Origin of the sequence: Terrisphaera buseokensis (genome assembly GCF_047521145.2) — a bacterium.
Classification (GTDB): domain Bacteria; phylum Verrucomicrobiota; class Verrucomicrobiia; order Opitutales; family Opitutaceae; genus ER46.
In genome coordinates this window covers 3,724,726-3,745,839 of sequence record NZ_CM134186.1, presented here as the reverse complement: position 1 = coordinate 3,745,839, position 21,114 = coordinate 3,724,726, and the positions used below count along the sequence as shown (strand labels likewise).

General features: G+C 65.9%; 9 protein-coding genes. All 9 read left to right on the top strand.

What is annotated here, in order from left to right:
* The first annotated feature begins 60 nt into the window (after positions 1-60).
* The 9 genes from ACLJEU_RS13990 (at position 61) to ACLJEU_RS13950 (ending at position 21,033) form a co-directional block, all read left to right on the top strand.
* Complete coding sequence (locus ACLJEU_RS13990; RefSeq protein ID WP_414661832.1) at positions 61-3,273, top strand: DUF1553 domain-containing protein; 3,213 nt, start codon at positions 61-63, stop codon at positions 3,271-3,273.
* Positions 3,274-3,413: 140 nt separating this feature from the next.
* Positions 3,414-4,913 carry a DUF1501 domain-containing protein gene (locus ACLJEU_RS13985; RefSeq protein ID WP_414661833.1) on the top strand — a complete coding sequence of 500 codons (1,500 nt, stop codon included), beginning with the start codon at positions 3,414-3,416 and terminating at the stop codon, positions 4,911-4,913.
* A gap of 24 nt (positions 4,914-4,937) precedes the next feature.
* Entirely contained in the window at positions 4,938-7,526 is a 2,589-nt protein-coding gene (locus tag ACLJEU_RS13980; RefSeq protein WP_414661834.1) for a PSD1 and planctomycete cytochrome C domain-containing protein, read from the top strand.
* A gap of 2 nt (positions 7,527-7,528) precedes the next feature.
* Complete coding sequence (locus tag ACLJEU_RS13975; RefSeq protein WP_414661835.1) at positions 7,529-8,956, top strand: DUF1501 domain-containing protein; 1,428 nt, start codon at positions 7,529-7,531, stop codon at positions 8,954-8,956.
* Positions 8,957-9,102: 146 nt separating this feature from the next.
* Entirely contained in the window at positions 9,103-10,446 is a 1,344-nt protein-coding gene (locus tag ACLJEU_RS13970; RefSeq protein WP_414661836.1) for a Gfo/Idh/MocA family protein, read from the top strand.
* Positions 10,447-10,665: 219 nt separating this feature from the next.
* A complete protein-coding gene (locus ACLJEU_RS13965; protein ID WP_414661837.1) occupies positions 10,666-13,851 on the top strand; it encodes a TonB-dependent receptor in 3,186 nt (1,061 codons plus the stop codon).
* A gap of 244 nt (positions 13,852-14,095) precedes the next feature.
* Positions 14,096-15,760 (top strand): WD40 repeat domain-containing protein, encoded by a 1,665-nt coding sequence (locus tag ACLJEU_RS13960; protein WP_414661838.1) that lies wholly within the window; start codon positions 14,096-14,098, stop codon positions 15,758-15,760.
* A complete protein-coding gene (locus ACLJEU_RS13955) occupies positions 15,761-19,507 on the top strand; it encodes a DUF1549 and DUF1553 domain-containing protein (protein WP_414661839.1) in 3,747 nt (1,248 codons plus the stop codon).
* A gap of 53 nt (positions 19,508-19,560) precedes the next feature.
* On the top strand, positions 19,561-21,033 hold the full coding sequence (locus ACLJEU_RS13950) for a DUF1501 domain-containing protein (RefSeq protein ID WP_414661840.1): 1,473 nt from the start codon (positions 19,561-19,563) through the stop codon (positions 21,031-21,033).
* The last annotated feature ends 81 nt before the right edge of the window (positions 21,034-21,114 follow it).

The following is a 21,114-nucleotide window of genomic DNA, read 5'->3' as shown; positions in this document are numbered from 1 at the left end:
CTCCCGGCTTGCCGATTGCATTTGCGGGCGTCGCAGCTAGGTTTTTTCATTCTTGCTCGTATGGGTTACCCTTTTCCCCCGTCCCGCGCCGCCATCGTTCCGTCGTTGTTTGCCGCCCTCCTGGCGACGCCACTGATCGGATTGAGCGCAAGCGCCCACGCCGCGGCCAAGCTCAGCTACAACGACGACGTCCTGCCGATCCTCGCGGAGAATTGTTTTCACTGCCACGGCCCCGATTCCGGCACGCGCAAGGCCAAGCTCCGGCTCGATCGCGAGAAGGATGCAATCTCGCCCCGCGGCGAACACGAACCGGCGATCGTACCGGGCAACGCAAAGGCGAGCCCGCTGATCGAGCGGATCCTGTCGACCGACGATGAGGAACGGATGCCGCCGCCCGAGTCACACAAGAAACTCACCGCGCAGGAAGTCGCGACGTTGCAGCGCTGGATCGCGGAGGGCGCCGGTTACCAGCAGCACTGGTCCTTTCTCGCGCCCGTGCGCGCGCAGGTGCCCACCGTCGCGCGGCCGAAAGCGTGGATGCGCAATCCGGTCGATGCCTTCATCGCGGAGAAACTTGCCGCCAACGGGCTCAAGCCGTCCGCCGAGGAAACCCGCGAGCGGCTGCTTCGCCGCGTGACGCAGGATCTTACGGGCCTGCCGCCCACGCCGGCGGAGATCACGGCGTTCGCCGCCGACCGCTCGCCCGACGCCTATGAACGCGTGGTGGATCGGCTGCTGGGCACCGATGCGTCGGCCGAGCATTTTGCGCGCTACTGGCTCGACGCCGTGCGCTACGCCGACACCCACGGCATCCACATCGATAATTATCGCTCGATCTGGCCGTATCGCGACTGGGTCATCGGCGCGTTCCGGCAGAACATGCCGTTCGACCAATTCACGATTGAGCAGGTGGCCGGTGATTTGCTCCCCAACGCGACGTTGGATCAGCAGGTCGCCTCGGGTTTCAATCGCTGCCTGCCGACCACCAGTGAAGGCGGCGCCATCGCGGCCGAGTACGAGGCCATCTACGCCAAGGATCGCGTCGACACGTTGTCGGCCGTCTGGCTCGGTCTCACCACGGGCTGCGCATCGTGTCACGATCACAAGTTCGATCCCGTGACGCAGCGCGACTTCTATTCGCTGGCCGCGTTTTTCCGCAATAACACGATGCCGGCGATGGACGGCAATGTCTCCGACACGCGGCCGAGCCTGTTCGTCCCCGCCGCCGCCGATCGCGCGAAATGGACCGCGTTACAGCCGGAAATCGCCACCGCCAGGAAGGCGCTGCAGACGCGGGCCGGCGACGCTGACGCGGACTTTCAGCGCTGGTTGGCGGAGGTGAAGGTTCTCGCCGCCCCGCCGGTGGATCGCACCGTTCGCCTGCATGTGCCGCTCATTGAGACGGACGGTCCGGTCACGCTCGCGGGTGCGCCGCTCAAGGGCGCGACCACACCGCAGGGCGAACGCGCGCGCATCGCCGGTCCCTATGGTCCGGCGCCGCGGATCAACGATCTCGATCTCGTGCTCGGTCCGCCGGTCCCGATGATGCGCGAAGGCGCGGAGAGTTTCGGCCTGCTCGTGCGCATCGACGGCAAGCCCAACGGCACGCTGCTCTCGTCACTGAACGCCGACGGCACCGGCAGCGGCTGGGAACTCTTCCTCGAGAACGGCCGCATCGGACTCTATTTCTCCGATGCGAAAAGCGGTGTCTCGGCCCGCGGCGTGGCCAACGCCGTCCTCGCGCCCGGCAAGTGGCATCACGTCATGCTCAGCTACGACGCGGCCTCGATGCGCAGTCGCTCGATCGACGTCTTCGTCGACGGCAAGCCTGCGGCGAACTCCGGCGAGACCAGCAGTTTTCCCAACGACATCGTGCCCACCGCGCCGCTCCGGCTCGGCTCGCGCCATGCGGCCACGGGTGTCGCGGACGCCATCAAGGACGGCGAGGTGTGGGTGCAGGACGTGCGCCGTTATGATCGCGGGTTCCTCGTCAACGACGCCAAGGTACTCGCCGACGTGATTGAAGCGCACGCGGCGTTGGACGTGGCGGTGGAGAAACGCACCGCGGCCCAAAAGAAGGCGCTGCGCACGCACTATCTCGCCACGGTTGATTCCGCGTCGCTGCCCCTCGCGCGGCAGCTCGATCGCCTGCTCGCGGACGATGAAGCGATTCGTCGTCGGGGCGGCATCAGTCTGGTGATGGAGGAAAACAAGGATGCCGAACCGTTCGCGCACATCCTGAATCGCGGCGAGTACGCGCAGCCCGGCGAAAAAGTCGGCGCGGCCGTGCCGGTGGTGCTGCCGCCGCTGCCGACCGACGCTCCGCGCAACCGGCTCGGCCTCGCGCGCTGGCTGGTGGCTGCGGAAAATCCCCTGACCGCCCGCGTCACCGTGAACCGTCTCTGGCAGCAGGTCTTTGGCGCGGGTCTCGTCGAAACCGCCGGCGACTTCGGCGTGACCGGCTCCCGGCCCTCGCATCCGCAACTCCTCGACTGGCTCGCGGTCGACTTTCGCGAATCGGGCTGGGACGTGCGCCGCCTGGTGCGCCTGCTTGTGACGAGCGCGACGTACCGGCAGTCCGCCGCGGTCACGCCCGCATTGCTCGAGCGCGATCCGGCCAACCGCTGGCTCGCGCGCGGACCGCGTTACCGGCTCGATGCCGAGCAACTGCGCGATCAGGCGCTCGCGGCGTCCGGTTTGTTGAACCCGAAAGTCGGCGGCCGTCCCGTTCGTCCGTATCAACCCGAGGGCATCTGGGAGGAAGTGGCGATGAAGCAGTCGACGACGCGTTTCTACCGGACCGACGTCGGCGACAACCTCTATCGGCGTTCCATGTACACTCTGTGGAAGCGAACCGCGCCGCCGCCGTCGATGGACATTCTGAATGCGCCGAGCCGCGAGGTTTCATGTGTGCGTCGTGACCGTACGAATACGCCGCTCCAGGCGCTGGTGACGATGAACGATCCGCTTTTCGTCGAGGCCTCGCGCCAGCTCGCGACGCGGGCCCTGCGGGAGACGAAGACCTTCGATGCGCGTCTTGACGCCGTCTCGCTGCGTCTGCTCGGCCGGGCGTTTGCGGCGCCGGAGCGGGCCGTGATGAAGCGCACCCTCGACGCCGCCGTGGCGACGTACCGGAACGATCCGGCGGCCGCCGCGCAGTTGCTCGCGGTCGGGGAGTCGCCGGTCGATGCCACGTTGCCGGCCCCCGAACTCGCCGCCTGGACGATCGTGTCCAGCCAGGTGATGAACCTCGACGAATCCCTGACGCGATAAAACCGCAACCAGGCATTTGAGCAGGAAACCAGGAAGCCAGGATGTGATCATCGCAACCGCCCCTTCGCCCCGCCGAAGCAGAATTCCTGGTTTCCTGGCTTCCTGCTCACCCTTGGGTCTCCACCTTTAAAATCTCTTTCATGCACGCCCTTCCTCCCGACTGGCAGAACACCTTTGAGGCCTACAACGCGGCGATGACGCGTCGGCAGTTTTTCCGGCAGAGCGGCACGGGCCTCGGCGTGGCGGCGCTGGCCTCGCTGCTCGGATCGCGGCTCGGTGCCGCCCCGGCCAGCCCGTCCGCCACGCTTGCGACGGCGATGACCGAGCCGTGGAAGATCGCGCCGAAGGCCAAGCGCGCGGTGTACGTCTCGCTGATCGGCGCGCCGTCGCAGCTTGAGACCTTCGACTACAAGCCGGCGTTGAAGGGACGGTTCAAGGAAGACCTCAAGGACTGGCTGGCGGGGCAGGGCGAGCGACTGACCGGCATGACCTCGAAGCAGGAGGCGTTTCCCCTCGCACCGAGCATTTTCAATTTCTCGCAGCACGGCCAGAGCGGCGCGTGGATCAGCGAATTGCTGCCGTACACGGCGAAGATGGCGGACGACATCTGCATCATTCGGTCGATGAAGACCGACGCGATCAACCACGAGCCGGCCAACCAACTCGTGTACACGGGTTCGATGCAGAACGGAAAGGCCTCGATCGGGTCGTGGCTCGCGTACGGCCTCGGCACGTTGAACGAGGATTTGCCGGCGTTCGTGGTGTTACAGGCGAAACACTCGAGTCCGTTCTCCAACGTGCAGGCGATCTCGGCCCGGCTCTGGGGTTCGGGCTTCCTGCCGGGCAAGCACGCCGGCGTGTCGTTCCGGTCGCAGGGCGACCCCGTGCTCTATCTCAACGACGCCCCGGGCATCCCGCGGGAACTGCGGCGCAAGATGCTCGACGGCCTCGAGGAACTGAACCGGCGCAGCTATGCCAGCATCGGCGATCCGGAGATTCAGACGCGGACGCAGCAGTACGAAATGGCGTTTCGCATGCAGGCCAGCGTGCCCGAACTCGCCGACGTGGCGAAGGAGCCGGAGTCGACGTATGCGCTTTATGGGGACGAGGCGCGGAAGCGCGGGACGTTCGCGAGCTCGGCGCTGATGGCGCGGCGGCTCCTCGAGCGCGGCGTGCGCTTCGTGCAGATTTTCCACCGCGGCTGGGATCAACACGGCTCGCTGCCGCGCGACATCGCCTCGCAGTGCAAGGACGTCGACCAGCCGTGCTACGGCCTGGTGCAGGATCTGAAGCAGCGCGGCATGCTCGACGACACGCTTGTAATCTGGGGCGGCGAGTTCGGCCGCACCGTTTACTGCCAGGGCACGCTCACTGAAAAGAACTACGGCCGCGATCATCACCCGCGCTGCTTCTCGCTGTGGATGGCCGGTGGCGGCATCAAAGGCGGGACGGTGCACGGCGAAACGGACGAGATGTCCTACAATATCGTCAAGGATCCCGTCCATGTGCGCGACCTCCACGCCACGATTCTGCACCTGATGGGCATCGATCACGAACGCCTCTCGTTCAAGTCCCAGGGCCTCGATCAACGCCTCACGGGCGTGCTGCCGGCGCGCGTCGTGAAAGAGATCCTGGCGTAAGCGGCGCGCCACGCCTCCCGCGTTATGTGTGCCCGTGCCAGCCGCCATCTCGCTGTAGGGGCGCGGCTCGTCCGTGCCCGAAGAGTCGTTCGGTCCCTCCTCGTTGGCGCCACGCTCCTCGCTGCCGCCGCGCGTGCGCAGCAGCCCGCCGCGCTGCCCGATCGCATCGAGTTCAATCGCGATGTCCGGCCGATCCTGTCGGACAAATGTTTTTACTGCCACGGGCCGGATGCTTCCCACCGCAAGGGCAAGCTGCGGCTCGATGTGCGCGAGGCCGCGCTGGACCGCGACGCCTTCGTGCCGGGCCGGCCGGCGGAGAGCACGCTGATCGAGAAGATCCTCTCCACCGACGCCGACGAGGTGATGCCGCCGCCCGATTCCAACAAGCGGCTCGATGCTCGCGAGAAAACGATTCTGCAGCGTTGGATCGAGCAGGGTGCCGCGTACCAGAAACACTGGTCGTACGAGCCTCCGGTGAAGGCGGCGATTCCGCGCGACGCAAACGGCGTGGACGTGCTCGTCGCGCGACGGCTCGACGCCGTCGGGCTCAAGGCGTCGCCGGAAGCCGACCGCCGCACACTGATCCGCCGGCTCTCCCTCGATTTGCTTGGCCTGCCGCCGACGCCCGCGGACGTGGCGGCGTTCGAGCGTGATGATTCGCCAGACGCCTACGCCGCACTGGTCGAGCGCGTCCTCGCTAGTCCGCACTACGGTGAACGCATGGCGATGGGCTGGCTCGATGTCGTGCGCTTCGCCGACACCATTGGCTATCACAGCGACAACCCGCGCAATGTCTGGCCGTATCGCGACTGGGTGATCGCGAGTTTCAACGCCAACAAGCGTTTCGATCGCTTCACGCTCGAACAGATCGCCGGCGACCTGCTGCCGGATGCGGATCGCGCCACGCGCGTGGGCTCGGCGTTCAACCGCCTGTTGCTCTCGACGGAGGAAGGCGGTGCCCAGCCCAAGGATTATGAGGTGCGCATGATGACCGATCGCGTGCGCGCGATCGGGACCGCCTGGCTGGGCCAGACGACGGGCTGCGCCCAGTGTCACGATCATAAATTCGATCCGATCGCGACGCGCGACTTCTACGCGCTCGGGGCGTTCTTCGCGGATGTGAAGGAATCATCGGTTGGCCGTCGCGAGGAGGGCATGCCGGTGACCACGCCGGAGCAGGACGCGCGCCTCGCCGAACTCGATGCCACCGTGCGCGCCGCCCAAGGCATCGTCAAAAGCGTGCTGCCGGAAATCGACGCCGCGCAGCAGGCGTGGGAACTGGAGTTGGCGGCTTCCGACCGCACGTTGCCGGAATTGCAGCCGGGCGTGAATGCCACTGCGGCGGAGAAACGCACCGCGCGTGACGTGCTGACGGCCGTAAAGAAATCGCCCGACCGTCGCGTCGCACGCGAACGCCAGGCGCTGCAGACCTACTTCCGCACCCGGGTGACGGGCCTGTATCGGAATGAACGTGACGCACTCGCCGCGGCGGAGCAGACGCGGAAGGAGTATTTCGACGCGCTGCCGAAGTGCCTCGTCACGGAGTCCGCCCGCGAGAAGCGCGTCGTACGCGTTCTGCCGCGCGGCAACTGGATGGATGAAACGGGTGACGTGGTGCAGGCCGCGCTGCCGCATTACCTGCCGCAGCCCGCCACCGACGGACGCGAGCTCACGCGCCTCGATCTCGCGCGCTGGCTGGTGTCGCGGGAAAATCCCCTGACCGCGCGCACCGTCGTGAACCGCCTGTGGAAACAGTTTTTTGGCACCGGGCTCAGCCGCGTGCTCGATGATCTCGGGGCGCAGGGCGAGCTGCCGCCGAACGGTCCGCTGCTCGACTGGCTCGCCTGCGAATTCATGGACAGCGGCTGGGATGTGAAGCACGTCGTGCGAACGATCGTGCTGAGCCGGACCTATCGGCAGGTTTCGACCGCGACGCCCGATCAGCTCGCGCGCGATCCGGAGAATCGCGAGCACGCGCGGCAAAGTCGGTTCCGTGTGGACGCGGAGCTGGTCCGCGACAACGCCCTCGCGGTTGCCGGCCAGCTTTCCCCCCGCATCGGCGGTCCGAGCGTGAAGCCGTATCAGCCGGATCGTTACTGGGAGAACTTGAATTTTCCCACCCGCGACTACGTGCCCGACACGGGCGAGTCACAGTACCGGCGCGGCGTCTACGTGTGGTGGCAGCGCACGTTCCTGCATCCGAGTCTGCTCGCGTTCGACGCCCCCAGCCGCGAGGAGTGCGTCGCCGAGCGCAATCGCTCGAACCTGCCGCAGCAGGCGCTGGTGCTGCTCAACGATCCGACCTACGTCGAGGCCGCCCGCGTGCTGGCGGTCCGGATACTCCGCGACGGCGGTGCGGACACGTCCCGCCGGCTCGCGTGGGCGTGGCAGGCGGCGTTGCAGCGCAGCCCGCGGCCGGAAGAGGCGGCGACGATGTCCGCGCTGCTGGCGACCCACGCGGAGCGCTATCGCGCGGATCCCGCCGCGGCGCGTGCGCTGCTCGCGACCGGCGAGGCGCCGGTGACGGCCGGCGTTGATCCGGTGGAAGTGGCGGCGTGGACGCATGTCGCCCGGGTGCTGCTCAATCTCCACGAATTCATCACGCGTTCCTGACCATGTCCGTCGCTCCCTTTTCCTTTCACACGCGGCGCGCATTCCTCGGCCGCGTTACCCAGGGCGTCGGTGCGGTGGCGCTGGCCTCGCTGCTGCGCGGCGCGGAGTTGCGCGCGGCGACGGCGGCGAGGGGCGTCGTTCACCCGCTCCCGCTGCCGCAGAAAGCCAAACGCGTGATCTGGCTGACGATGGCCGGCGGCCCGTCGCAGTTCGAAACCTTCGATCCGAAACCGAAGCTCGCGGCCATGCACGGCGAGCCGATGCCGGAGAGCATGACGAAGGGCCAGCAGCTCGCACAGTTGCAGGGCCAGAAACTCGTGTGTCACGCGCCGCAGTTTCCCTTCGCGCGCTTCGGCCGGAACCAGACGGAAATCTGCTCCCTGTTTCCGCATCTCGGCGGCGTGATCGACGACATCTGCCTGATCCGTTCGATGACGACGGATGCGATCAATCATGATCCCGCGCACATGTTCATGAACACCGGCTCGCAGATTGCGGGCCGGCCGAGCATGGGTTCGTGGGTGAACTACGGGCTCGGCAGCGCGGCGGAGAACCTGCCTGGGTTCGTCGTCATGGTGTCGACCGGCCCTGGCCGTTCGCCGCAACCGATCGCGGTGCGGCAGTGGAGCAGCGGGTTTCTCCCCAGCCGGTTTCAAGGCGTGCAGTTTCAGAGTCGGGGCGACGCGGTGCACTATCTCGGCAATCCCGGCCGCGTGACGCGCGCGCAGCAGGGTGCCGACGTGCAGGCGATCAATGCGCTCAACCGGCAGCACGACGCGTTGGTGCACGATCCGGAAATCGCGACGCGCATCGCGCAATACGAAATGGCGTTCCAGATGCAGGCCAGCGTGCCGGAGTTGATGGACGTCCGGGGCGAGACGGCGAAGACGCTCGAACTTTATGGCTGCACACCGGGCGACGGATCGTTTGCCGCCAACTGCCTGCTCGCGCGGCGCCTGGCGGAGCGCGGGGTGCGTTTCATCCAGCTGTATCACCGGGACTGGGACCACCACAGCCTGCTGCGCGAGGAGCTGCCGCTGCGCGCGAAGGAGACGGATCGGGCGTCGGCGGCGCTCATCACCGACTTGAAACAGCGCGGGATGCTCGACGACACGCTGGTCGTGTGGACCGGGGAGTTCGGCCGCACGCCGATGTCACAGGGCAACAAGGGCACGACCGGTCGCGATCATCACAACAAGTCGATGTCGCTCTGGGTGGCCGGTGCCGGCATCCGCCGCGGGCACGTCCACGGTGCGACCGACGATCTCGGTTACGCCGCCGTGCAGGACGTGTGCACCGTGCATGATCTGCATGCGACGATGCTGCACCAGCTCGGCATTCAGCACGATGCATTCAGCGTGAAATTCCAGGGGCTCGACGCGAAACTCACCGGCGTTGAAGGGGCGCAGGTGATCAAGGGGATCCTGTAACTCCGGCAGCGCGTGAAGCGGGGAGCGCCGGTGTCCCGCCGGCCTACCGACGTCTGCGGCCGAAACGAACGCGTTCCCGGGGCAGTTCCAGGCTAGCATTTTTTATGTTCCGCGGTGCATGCTCGTGCACCTCAACCCCAGACCCGATGAAGTCCTTTCACGTTTCCCGTCGCAGTTTCCTGAAGCGTTGCAGCGTGGTGGCCGCGATGAGCGGACTGCCGCTGTGGTTTGTGGAGCGGCAACTCGTGGCGGCGGAGGCTGGCGCGAAGAAAGTCGCGGCGAACGATCGTCCCGGCGTGGCGTTGATTGGTTGCGGCGGGCAGGGGACGCGCGACGCGCAGAACGCCGCGAACTGGGGCGAGGTCGTGGCGGTGTGCGATGTCGATGCGAAGCACGCCGCGGCGGCCGCGGAGAAACTCACGGTCGACGGCCGCGTGCCGAAGATCTATGCCGATTTTCGCCGGGTGCTCGAGCGGCCGGACGTTCACGCCCTGGTCAACGGCACGCCCGATCACTGGCACACGCTGGTTAACCTCGGGGCGGCGCGCGCGAAGAAGGATGTCTACGCGGAGAAGCCGCTGACGCTCACGATCGACGAAGGTCGTCGGCTGGTGAAGGCGGTGCAGGGGAGCGGCATCATACTGCAAACGGGCACCCAGCAGCGCAGCTCCCAGCGGTTCCGGCTCGCGTGCGAGTTGGTGCGCAACGAGCGCATCGGCAAACTGAAGCAAGCCGATGTGTGGCTCCCGGCGGGCCTGCGCGACGGCCCGTTCAAGCCGGCGAAAATCCCGGCGGAGTTGAACTGGGATTTCTGGCAGGGGCCGGCGCGGGCGGTCGAGTACGTGCCGGAACGCTGTCACCGCACGTTTCGCTTCTGGTACGATTATTCCGGCGGCACGATGACCGACTGGGGCGCGCATCACAACGACATCGCCTACTGGGCCATCGGGCTCCTGGCGCCGCGCGACGTGACCTCGCGGGTGCTGGCGGAGCCGATTGCCGGCGGGTTCAACACGTTCAGCGAGTACGAGGTCAACTACACCTACGCGAACGGGACCCGGCTGAACATCTTCACGACGAAGGACGACAGCATCTACGGCGCAAAGGTGAAGGCCGACGGCCAGCGCAACGGTATCCGGTTTGAGGGCACGAACGGCTGGATCTGGGTGAACCGCGATCAGATCAAGGCCAGTGATCCGGAATTGTTGAAGGCACCGCTCCCTGAGGGCGCGGTGCGGTTGTACACCAGCTCGAATCACATGGAGAACTTCTTCGACTGCGTGAAGTCGCGGAAAGCGCCGATCTGCGATGTCGAGACCGGCCACCGCTCGGCGACGATGTGTCACCTGGGCGCGATCTCGATGCGCACCGGCCGTGCGCTCACCTGGGATGCCGAGCAGGAAAAATTCACCGGTGAATTCTCCGCCGAGGCCAATGCTCACGTGCAGCGCGAACTGCGCGCCCCGTACGATTACAGCTTCGTGGGCTGACGCCTGCGGCGGAAGCGCGCACCCCCGAGCGCCCGCGGTGAGAAATGGATCGTGCGTTTTTCGGGGCGGTGACGATTCCGCAAAGAAACGAAAAGCCCCGATCAAATTTCTTGTCGCGCACGTTTCCTGCAGTGTAACTGAACCGTTACTAGGCTGGGTGTCGTGGCTGAATATGCGCATCGCTATTCACCTGGCCCGAGCCTGGTGTCGTTCACCACCATGACCAAGCCCACACACCTCCTGATCGCCAGCCTCGTGGCGTTCCTACCGCTGGCCGGCTCCCCCACGGCAAGCGCGGCCACCGCACCCGCCGCCACCGCTCCATCGGCCGGCTCCGGCACCGTCACCGGCCGCGTGCAGAACGTCGCCACCGGCCAGTACCTCAACAACGCCCGCGTTTCCATCAAGGGCACCAACAACACGGTGTTCACCGACAAGGACGGCACCTACCGCCTGGTGAACGTCCCGAGCGGTCCCGTGACGCTCGAGGTGTTCTTCACCGACCTCGATCTCTCCGCCGTCCAGGTCAATGTGCCGGCCGGCGGCGTTGCGACGCAGGACGTCAACCTCACCTCCGTGTCCCGTTACGGCCAGCAGGGCGACGGCACGATCAAACTCGATGCGTTCGTCGTCGCGCAAGACAAGGAGACCGACGCCCAGGCGATCGCGACCAACGAGCAGCGTTTCGCCCCGAACATCAAGAACGTCCTCTCGACCGATTCCCTCGGTGACGTCCTCGGCGGCTCCGTCGGCGAGTTCATGAAATTCCTGCCCGGCGTCACGGTGGAGAGCGATCTCGCCGACGTTTCCGGCGTTTCCATCCGCGGTATCGGCGGCGGCATGACGTCGATCACGAACGACGGCGCACCCGCGTCCAACATCTGGACCACGGCCACGCGTTCGGTCGACGTGCGCTCGATGGCGCTCAACGACGTCGCCCGCATGGAGGTGTCCAAGGTTCCAACGCCGGCGAATCCGTCCGATTCGCTCGCCGGCTCGATCAATCTCGTGAGCAAGAGCGCCTTCGAGCGCACCGGTCGCCAGCTCCGTTATTCGCTGAACCTGATCGGCAATCACGAAAATCTCGACCTGAAGCGGACGCCGCATTCGCACGGGGACAAGATGACCTACAAGATTTTTCCCGGAGCCAGCCTCGACTTCACCTGGCCGGTCACGAAGCGATTCGGCGTGGTGATCGCCGCCAACCACTCGCGCTCCTTCAACGAGCAGCATCGCACCCTGCAGACCTGGACCTCGATCGTCGCCCCGGGCTCGCCCACGGGCACACCGATCAATTACGCGAATCCGATCCTGAACTCACTCGCGTTGCTGGACGGTCCGCGCGACCTCCGGCGCAATACGCTCAGCATCAAGGCGGATTGGAAAATCAGCGACAACGGCGTGCTCTCCGTTGGCCACGTGGCGAGCCGGACCGACACCCGCATCGGCTCGCTCTCCTACACCTGGAACACCAGCACCACCGCGACGCCCTCGGTCGCCGGCGGCCGATCGCTCGCGTGGGACGGCACCCAGACACTGGGCGCCACCGGCCGCGCCACGCTGAACAACAACGGCACCAATCAGCTGATCAACCAGATCTCCGACTCCAGCAACGTCAGCTACCGTTACGACAACGGCCGCTGGCGCGTGGAGACCGGCGTCAGTCGCTCTGCCTCGCAGATCAAGCGTCGCTACTTCGACGCCGGCTTCTTCCTGCAGGCGAGCGCCATCCAGCGTTTCCCGGTGCGCATCAACTTCCTCGACCTGGCGCCCGGCGCCGCGTTGCCCGGCCGCATCGAGGTGTACGACAACAACAACCAGCTCGTCGATTGGAACAACCCCGCGAATCTCCGCGGCAACACGGCCAACAACGCCAACCTCAACAATCACAGCTATACGAACCAGGGCTTTGTGAACGTTCGGCGCACGCTCGATTTCATGCCGGTGCCGACCGCCATCCAGACCGGCGTGCTTGAGAAGCGCGTGATGCTGGATAATAATCTGCGGAACGAAACATGGACGTTCTCCGGCCCCGACGGCGTCTCCGCCGCCACCGCCCCGATCGAGCCGTATCTCATGCAACGATACCAGGGCGTAGATACGGGCTACGGCATGCCGAGCATCAACTGGATGTCGCCGAGCCGCGCGTTTCGTGCCTACCAGCTCAACCCCCTGCTGTACCAGCAGACGGACGCGCAGAAGGCATCCGATCGAAACTCGCACATCGATAACAACGAAAACATCAAAGAGAAGGTCCAGGCCGCTTACGTCCAGGCCGACACGCGGCTCTTCAGCAGCACCCTGCGTATTCTCGGCGGCGTGCGCTTCGAAAAGACCATCGACGACGGCATCGGCGGTCTCGTCGACACTGAGCGCATCTGGCAGCGCAATCCCGACGGCTCCTTCGTCCGCAACGCCGCGGGCCAGCGCCTGCGCCGGCCTGAAGCGGGCGCGGCCGGCTCGTTGGCGGAGAGTTTGCTCACCCGCCAGTACCGCTCGTTCTTCACGCACCGCGAATACGACGGTTACTACCCGAGCATTCACCTGACGTATAACACCACGGAGAACTTCCTGCTCCGCGCGGCGTGGGCCAAGACGTATGGCCGCCCCAACTACTCGGACATCATCCCGCGCACGGTCGCCAACACGAGTGCGACCGATCCCGATGAGGACGATGATCTGCAGCCCGGCCAGTTCCGTGGCACACTGACCGTCCGCAATCCGGCGCTGCTGCCCTGGACGGCCGACAATTACGATCTCTCGGCTGAATATTACACGGACAACGGCGGTCTGATCACCGCGGGCGTTTTCCTGAAGGAGTTGAAGAACTTCTTTGGCGACGCCTCCCGCCGCGCGACCCCGGCCGTGCTGGCCGAACTCGGTTTGCCCGACCGCTACCTCGACTGGAACGTCAATTCCAAGTTCAACGCCGGCGACGCCCGCATCACGGGTGCCGAGATCAACATCCGGCAGAATCTCCGCCGGCTCGGCAAGTGGGGTGGATATTTCACGTTGTTCGCCAACGGCACCAAGCTTGTCCTCGACGGCGCGCCCGGTGCGGCCTTCTCGAGCTTCATCCCGAAGAGCGCCAACTGGGGCTTCACCTTCGCGCCGAAGCGCTTCACGTTCACCGCGCGCTGGAACTACCGCGGTCTCGACAAGCGCGCGCCGCTGGCCGCCTACGGACCCAATGGCTACGAGTACATCGAGGCCCGCACGGTGCTCGACGTGAACACCTCGTACCAGCTCACGAAGCGACTTTCGCTGGTCGCCAGCGCGACGAATATCTTCAACGAGCCGTTCCGCTTCCTTCGTTACGGCGACCTGACGCCCAGCTACGCCAAGCTGTATGCCGAACAGGAATACGGCATCCAGATGGCGCTCGGCCTGCGCGGTTCGTTCTAACCGCCCGTCGTTACGGGGAGGGCGCGTTGTCCCCAACGCGCCTTTCCCCAAGTTACTCCCGGTGATCGCGGCGGCTTGGCAACAAGCCGCCGCTTCTTTTTGAGGTTCGATCGTCCTGAATTGCAGCGACGTCCGGGAGCCCCGGCTTCCGGCTGCCCTCGGGAGCGCCGGCACGCCGTCCGCCGCGCTCCTTCGTGCGCCCTGTGTTCACGTCTTGTGCTGACGCTGGCTTTCGTTTTGCTCGATGGAGCCTTCCCGCGGCGCGTTGCTCACGCTCGCCGCGGTTTTCCTCCACTCCGCCTTTACCCCGCTGATGACTTGGTTTTCGACCGCGTCCGTTTGCTTGCACCCTCGTGGCGTGCGCGCGTTGGCCTTCCTCGCGGCGTTGCTGACGATGGGCTTACCGCCCGCGCTCCGCGGCGCCGCACCGCCCAAGGACAACGCCCCGGATCCCCACGCGCCCGTCAGCTACTGGAAGCAAATCCGGCCGATCTTTCAGGCGAGTTGCCAAGGCTGTCATCAGCCGGCGCGCGACAAGGGCGGCTACGTGATGACGGATTTCTCCCGGCTGCTGGCCGGTGGCGATAGTGGCGACAAAGCCGTCATCCCCGGTCAGCCCACCGCGAGCGCGCTCGTCGCGGCCATCACGCTCAAGGACGGCGAGGCCGACATGCCGAAGGATCGCACGCCGCTCGCCGCGGAGGAGGTCGCGCTGGTCGCCCGGTGGATCGCCGAGGGCGCGAACGACGACACGCCGAAGAACGCCGTGCAGCGCATCGACGCGGATCACCCGCCGGTATATCTGCGGCCGCCCGTTGTGACCTCGCTGGATTTTTCTCCCGACGGCACAGTGCTGGCCGTGGCCGGCTTTCACGAGGTGCTGCTGCATGCGGCGGACGGTTCGGGACTCGTGGCGCGCTTGATCGGATTGTCCGAACGCATCCAGTCCGTGCGCTTCTCGCCCGATGGAGCGCTCCTCGCCGTCGCCGGCGGCCTGCCCGCGCGGATGGGCGAAGTGCAGATCTGGAACGTCGCGAAACGCACGCTGCAGGTGTCCGTGCCCGTCGGATACGACACCGTCTACGGCGTCAGCTGGTCACCCGACGGCAAGCTCGTCGCCTTCGGCTGCGCCGACAACACCGTGCGCGCAATCGCCGCCGCCGACGGGACGCAGGTGTTGCAGCAGGGGTCTCACAACGACTGGGTGCTCGACACCGTTTTCAGCCGCGACGGCTCGCATCTCATTTCCGTCGGTCGTGACATGAGCACCAAGCTCACCGAGGTCGCGACGCAGCGATTCGTCGATAACATCACCTCCATCACGCCGGGCGCGCTGCGCGGCGGCCTGCACGCGGTGGCCCGCCGGCCGGGACGCGATGAAGTGTTGATCGGCGGCGCGGACGGCGTGCCGCAGGTGTACCAGGTCTTTCGTCAGACCGCGCGACGCATCGGCGACAACGCGAACCTGCTGCGGAAGTTTCCGCCGATGACGGGCCGGATCTTTGCCGTCAGCTACAGCGCCGACGGCAAGCGCATCGCCGCGGCGAGCAGTTTCAACGGCCAGGGCGCCGTCAATCTGTACACCGGCGAGTTTGATCCGAAGATTCCCGACCTCCTGCTCAAGGCCTACGCGGGCAAGATTGCCAGCGCGTACACGCCCGAGGAGAAGGCGGCGATTGAGGCGTTCACCACGGCGGAGGTGAAACAGATTGCCACGGTCCCGTTCACCGGCGGCGTTTATGCGCTCGCGTTTAATCCCGCGGGCCGGGAACTCGCCGCGGCCGGCGAGGATGGACGCGTCCGGCTGATTCGGGCCGAAGACGGCGTGGTGATGAAGGAATTTGTCCCGGTGCCCGTGAGTGGCGCCGCAGTCACGCACCTTGAATCAAAACCGCAGCCCGGTCGTTAAATGAAATCCCCGCCCCTTGCATGCGCTGAGTGGAATCGCGTGGCTGCGAGCACCAGCAAGTGGTCCCGTACGGCGAACGCCCTGCCCGTCCCGCGCGCTCGTTGGTGGCGACCGGCCCTGGCGTTCGGCCTCACACTCACGATCGCTTTCGCCCCGCTCCGGCTCGCCGCCGCCCTGGCCCCCGTCGCCGCTGCGCTGGACGCGGAGGCGTTGCCGCCGGGCCGAAAGGTCGTCGCGCTGGAGGTGTCGCCTGCGACCGTGAAACTCGACGGTGTCTACGACGCCGTGCAGCTCGTCGTGCGCGCGCGTCTCGACAACGGGGATACGATCGACGCCACCCGGCTCGCTTCTTATGAAACGGCGGCACCGGTGAGCGCCGTCACACCGTCGGGGCAGGTCAATCCGCTGGCTGCCGGCAGGAGTCATGTGATGATCCGACTGGCCGGGCAAACGCTGAAGCTGCCGGTCGAGGTCGTGCGCTATGATCCGCAGCAGAAGGTCGATTTCATTCGTGATGTGAATCCCGTCATCGCCCAACTCGGTTGCAGTTCGGGCGGGTGCCACGGGGCGAAGGACGGCAAGGCGGGTTTCAAACTCTCGCTGCGCGGCTACGATCCGATCTACGACGTGCGCTCGTTGGTCGACGACCACGCCGGCCGGCGGGTGAATTTCGCCTCTCCGGACGATTCGCTCATGTTGCTGAAGACGACCGGAGCGGTGCCGCACGAAGGCGGACAGCGCACGAAGTTCGATGACAAATATTATCGCATCCTGCGCGCGTGGATCGCTGACGGGGCCAAGCTCGATCTGGCGTCGCCGCGGGTGACGCGGATCGAGATTTCCCCGCGCGATCCCGTGCTGCAACAGGTTGGTTCGCGTCAGCAGATGCGGATTCTCGCCACCTATGCCGACGGTCGGCAGCGTGACGTCACGGCCGAGGGCTTCATCGAATCGGGCAATGTGGATGTGGTGGCGACCGAGCGGGGCGGATTGATCCGCACCCTGCGTCGCGGCGAGGCGCCGGTGCTCGCACGCTACGAAGGGAACTACGCGGCGACCACCGTCACCGTCATGGGCGACCGCTCCGGCTTCGTCTGGCAGCAGCCCGAGACGTGGAACAAGATTGACGAGTTCGTCGCGGCGAAGTGGCAGCGCATGAAGATCCTCCCGTCGGCCCTCTGCAGCGACGAGGAGTTTCTCCGTCGGGTGCAGCTCGATCTGACGGGCCTGCCGCCCACGGCGGAGGACGTGCGCGCATTCGTCGCCGACTCCCGCCCGACGCGCGTGAAACGCGATGCGTTGATCGAGCGATTGATCGGCGGGGCCGACTACATCGATCACTGGTCGAACAAATGGGCCGATCTGCTGCAGGTGAACCGCAAGTTCCTCGGCGAGGAAGGGGCGCGGCTGTTTCGCGACTGGATTCGCCAGGAGATCGCGACGAACACGCCATACGATCAGTTTGCCCGCAAGATCATCACCGCGCAGGGATCGAACCGCGAGAATCCGGCGTCGAGTTACTACAAGGTGCTGCGGACACCGGCCGAGACGATGGAGAACACGACGCACCTGTTTCTCGCGACACGTTTCAACTGCAACAAGTGTCACGATCATCCGTTCGAACGCTGGACGCAGGATCAGTATTACCAGCTGTCGGCGTACTTCGCGCAGGTGGATCTCAAGAAGGATCCTGAGGCCGGCAACAAGACCATCGCCGGTTCGGCGGTCGAGGGCGCGAAGCCGTTGTTCGAGATCACGTACGACAAGACCGAGGGCGAGATGACCCATGACCGCACCGGCCAGATCACGCCGCCCGAGTTTCCGTATCCGGCAAAAATCGATCCGTCCGCGGGGAAAACCACGCGCCGCGAACAACTGGCAGCGTGGATGACGTCAGCAGACAATCGCTACTTCGCGCTCAGCTACGTGAATCGCATGTGGGGCTATCTGACGGGCGTGGGCCTGATCGATCCGCTCGACGACATCCGCGCGGGCAATCCGCCCTCGAATCCGGAATTGCTGGCCTGGCTCACGCAGCAGTTCGTGCAAAGTGGTTTCGATGTGCGCCAGCTTCAACGCACGATCTGCCAGTCGCGGACCTACCAGCTCGCCATCGCGACGCACAAGTGGAACGCGGATGATCGCGTCAACTATTCCCACGCGATCGCGCGCCGACTTCCGGCCGAGGTGCTGCTCGACGCCGTGTTCAAGGTCACGGGCTCGGCCCCGAATTTCCCCGGGGTGAAGGCCGGCACGCGCGCCGCCCAGCTGCCGGATTCCGCCATCGACGTGCCCAGCGGCTTCCTCGCGAGCCTGGGCCGGCCCGCGCGCGAGTCGGCCTGCGAGTGCGAACGGAGCAGCGACATCGGGCTCGGCTCGGTGATGGCTTTGTTGAGCGGCCCGGCCGTTTCCGGTGCCATCAATGATCCGAAGAACGAACTCGCGCAGCTCACGGCAACGACGGCCGATGATCGGAAACTCGTGGATGAAATTTTCCTCCGCACCCTCAACCGTCACGCGACGGACAAGGAGTCGTCGACCGCGGTGGCCGCGTGGCAGTCGATCGGCGGCGAGCATGCGCGCCTCGCGCAGACGCTTGCGCAACGCGAAGCCTGGTGGGCGCCGCTCTACGCTCAGAAGCAGGACGAACGCCAGCAGGCCGTGACGCTCGCGGGCGCCGCGGTCGAGGCGCGGACGCGCGCGATCGCGCCGCAGGTGGCGGCTGCGGAACAGAAGCGGCAGGAAAAAATCGCGACGGAGGAAAGCGCGTTGGCTGCCTATCGCGCTGCGCTGCCGGCGAAGCAGCCGGCGTGGGAGAAGTCGCTCGACGATTGTCGGCGCGGCACTGCGTGGACGCCGCTGGCCGTTACGTCCGCGAAGTCGAACAACAACACCCAGCTCACGCGGCAGGACGATGGCTCGTATTTTGCGACGGGCCCGGCCGCCGGGTTCCAGGATTACGTCATCACCGCCGAAGTGAAGTCGGCGAAGATCACCGGCCTGCTCCTCGAGGTGCTGCCGGACGAGCGGCTGCCAGGCTTCGGCCCCGGCCGGGCGAACGGCAACTTTGTGTTAAGCGAGCTGGTGCTGAAGTGGGGCGACAAGGCTGGGCGACGCGGGCAGAAGGACGTCGAGTTCAGGGGCGCGCGGGCGGACTTCACGCAAAAGGACTATGAGGTGACCGGTGCGATCAACGGCAAGGTGGACGGCGGTCGCGACGGCTGGGCCATCGGCGGGAAAGTGGCCGAACCGCACTACGCGCGCTTTGCATTCAAGGAGCCGCTGGGCGACGCCGCGGGCATCACGCTCACCCTTACGCTGCAGCAACGTTTCCGCGACGGCTTCTCGATCGGGCGGTTCCGACTCTGGGTGACGACGTCAACCGAGCCGCTGGAACTTGGGCTGCCGGAGACGATCGTTGCCGCCCTGCGCGTGCCGCCGACGGAGCGGGTCGCAGCCCAACTGGAGGGACTCGCGGCGTATCACCTTGAGACGGACACGGGACTGTTGAAGCGCCAGCAGGCGCTGGCGAAGGCCCGCACGCCGCTGCCCATCGACCCCGAGCTGAAGGCGTTGGGTCTCGCGCTGGCCACGGCTGAAACCCCGGTGCCGATCGATGCGAAGCTCGTTCAACTCCGCGCCGACGCCGAAATGAGCACGCGGCAACTCGCCGATGTGCGTCTGACCGGGGCGCAGGATCTCACGTGGGCGTTGATCAACAATCCGGCCTTTCTCTTCAACCGCTGACGCGCCGCGCCCCAGCAGAATTCCTTTAGCCCGTCCTCAACCCACGCCCCGCCATGATTCGAATCCCCGGTGGACTCAACACTGACCTCTGCGACACCCACGCCAAGCTGACCCGACGCAATCTCCTGCGCATCGGCGGTTCCAGCATCCTCGGGCTTTCGCTCGGACAACTACTACGGCTCAACGCCCAGGCGGCACCGGCGGTCGCAACGCGCGGCGGCCCCGGCTGGGGCAAGGCCAAGAGTGTCATCATGGTGTACCTCCAGGGCGGTCCGTCGCATCTCGATCTCTGGGATCCGAAGGAAAACGTGCCCGACAAGATTCGCAGCGCGTTCAAGCCGATCCCGACGAAGATTCCGGGCGTCAACTTCACGGAGATCATCCCGCAGCTCGCGAAGGTGAACGACAAGTTCACGATGATCCGGTCGATGAGCTACACGCCCAACGGGCTGTTCAATCACACCGCGGCCATCTACCAGATCATGACCGGCTACACCACGGACAAGGTCAGTCCGTCGGGCCAGCTCGAGCCGCCGAACGCGAAGGATTTTCCCAACTTCGGATCCAACATCGTGCGCCTGAAGCCGGTGACGGAGCCGATGCTGCCGTTCGTGATGCTGCCGCGGCCGCTGCAGGAATCGAACGTCGTCGGCAAGGGCGGCAGCGCCGGCTTCCTCGGCAAGGCCTTCGATCCCTACACGCTGTATCCGGAAGGGGATGACCTCGACATGGAGAAGATGAGTCGCATCCGGACCGAGGATCTCAAGCTGCCGCAGGAGGTGTTTGCGATGCGGCTCGAGCGCCGGGCCCGGCTGCGCGAGTCGATCGAGCAGGCGATGCCGGACATCGAGAAGGCGACAGCGTCGTACAACCTCGACGAATACTACCAGCGAGCGCTGAACCTCATCGTATCCGGCCGCGCGCGGGACGCCTTCAATCTCGGCGCGGAAAACGAGAAGATGCGCGATCGCTACGGACGAAACACGTTTGGCCAGAGTCTGCTGCTCGCGCGGCGGCTGGTCGAAGCGGGCACCCGGGTCGTCGAGGTGATCTGGCCGAAAGTTGCGAACTCGGACAATCACTCGTGGGATCATCACGTCGGCCTGACCGAGCGCATGCGCGACAAGTCGGGGCCGATGCTCGATCAGGGCCTGAGCGCGCTCTTCGAGGACCTCGATCAGCGCGGACTGTTGAGCGAGACGCTCGTCGTGGCGCTGGGCGAATTCGGCCGCAGCCCCGAGCGCGGCGTGAGCACGTCCGGCAACAACAACAGCGCCGACGGTCGCGACCACTGGCCGTATTGCTATTCCAGCATCATCGCCGGCGCGGGCATCAAGCGCGGTTACGTGCACGGTGAGTCGGACAAGACGGCGTCGAGTCCGGCGAAGGATCCGGTGCATCCGACCGAACTGCTCGCGACGATGTATCACGCCTTCGGCATCGATCCGGAAACGATCGTGTACAATCACCTCAACCAGCCGCGCGAACTGGTGAAGGCCAAGGCGGTCACCAAGCTGTTCACGTGAGCAACGCGGCGGCTTGTTCTCGAGGTGGCAATGCGACCCGTGGGAGCGCGTCCGGCGGGACCGCGACCGCCCCCGGTCGCA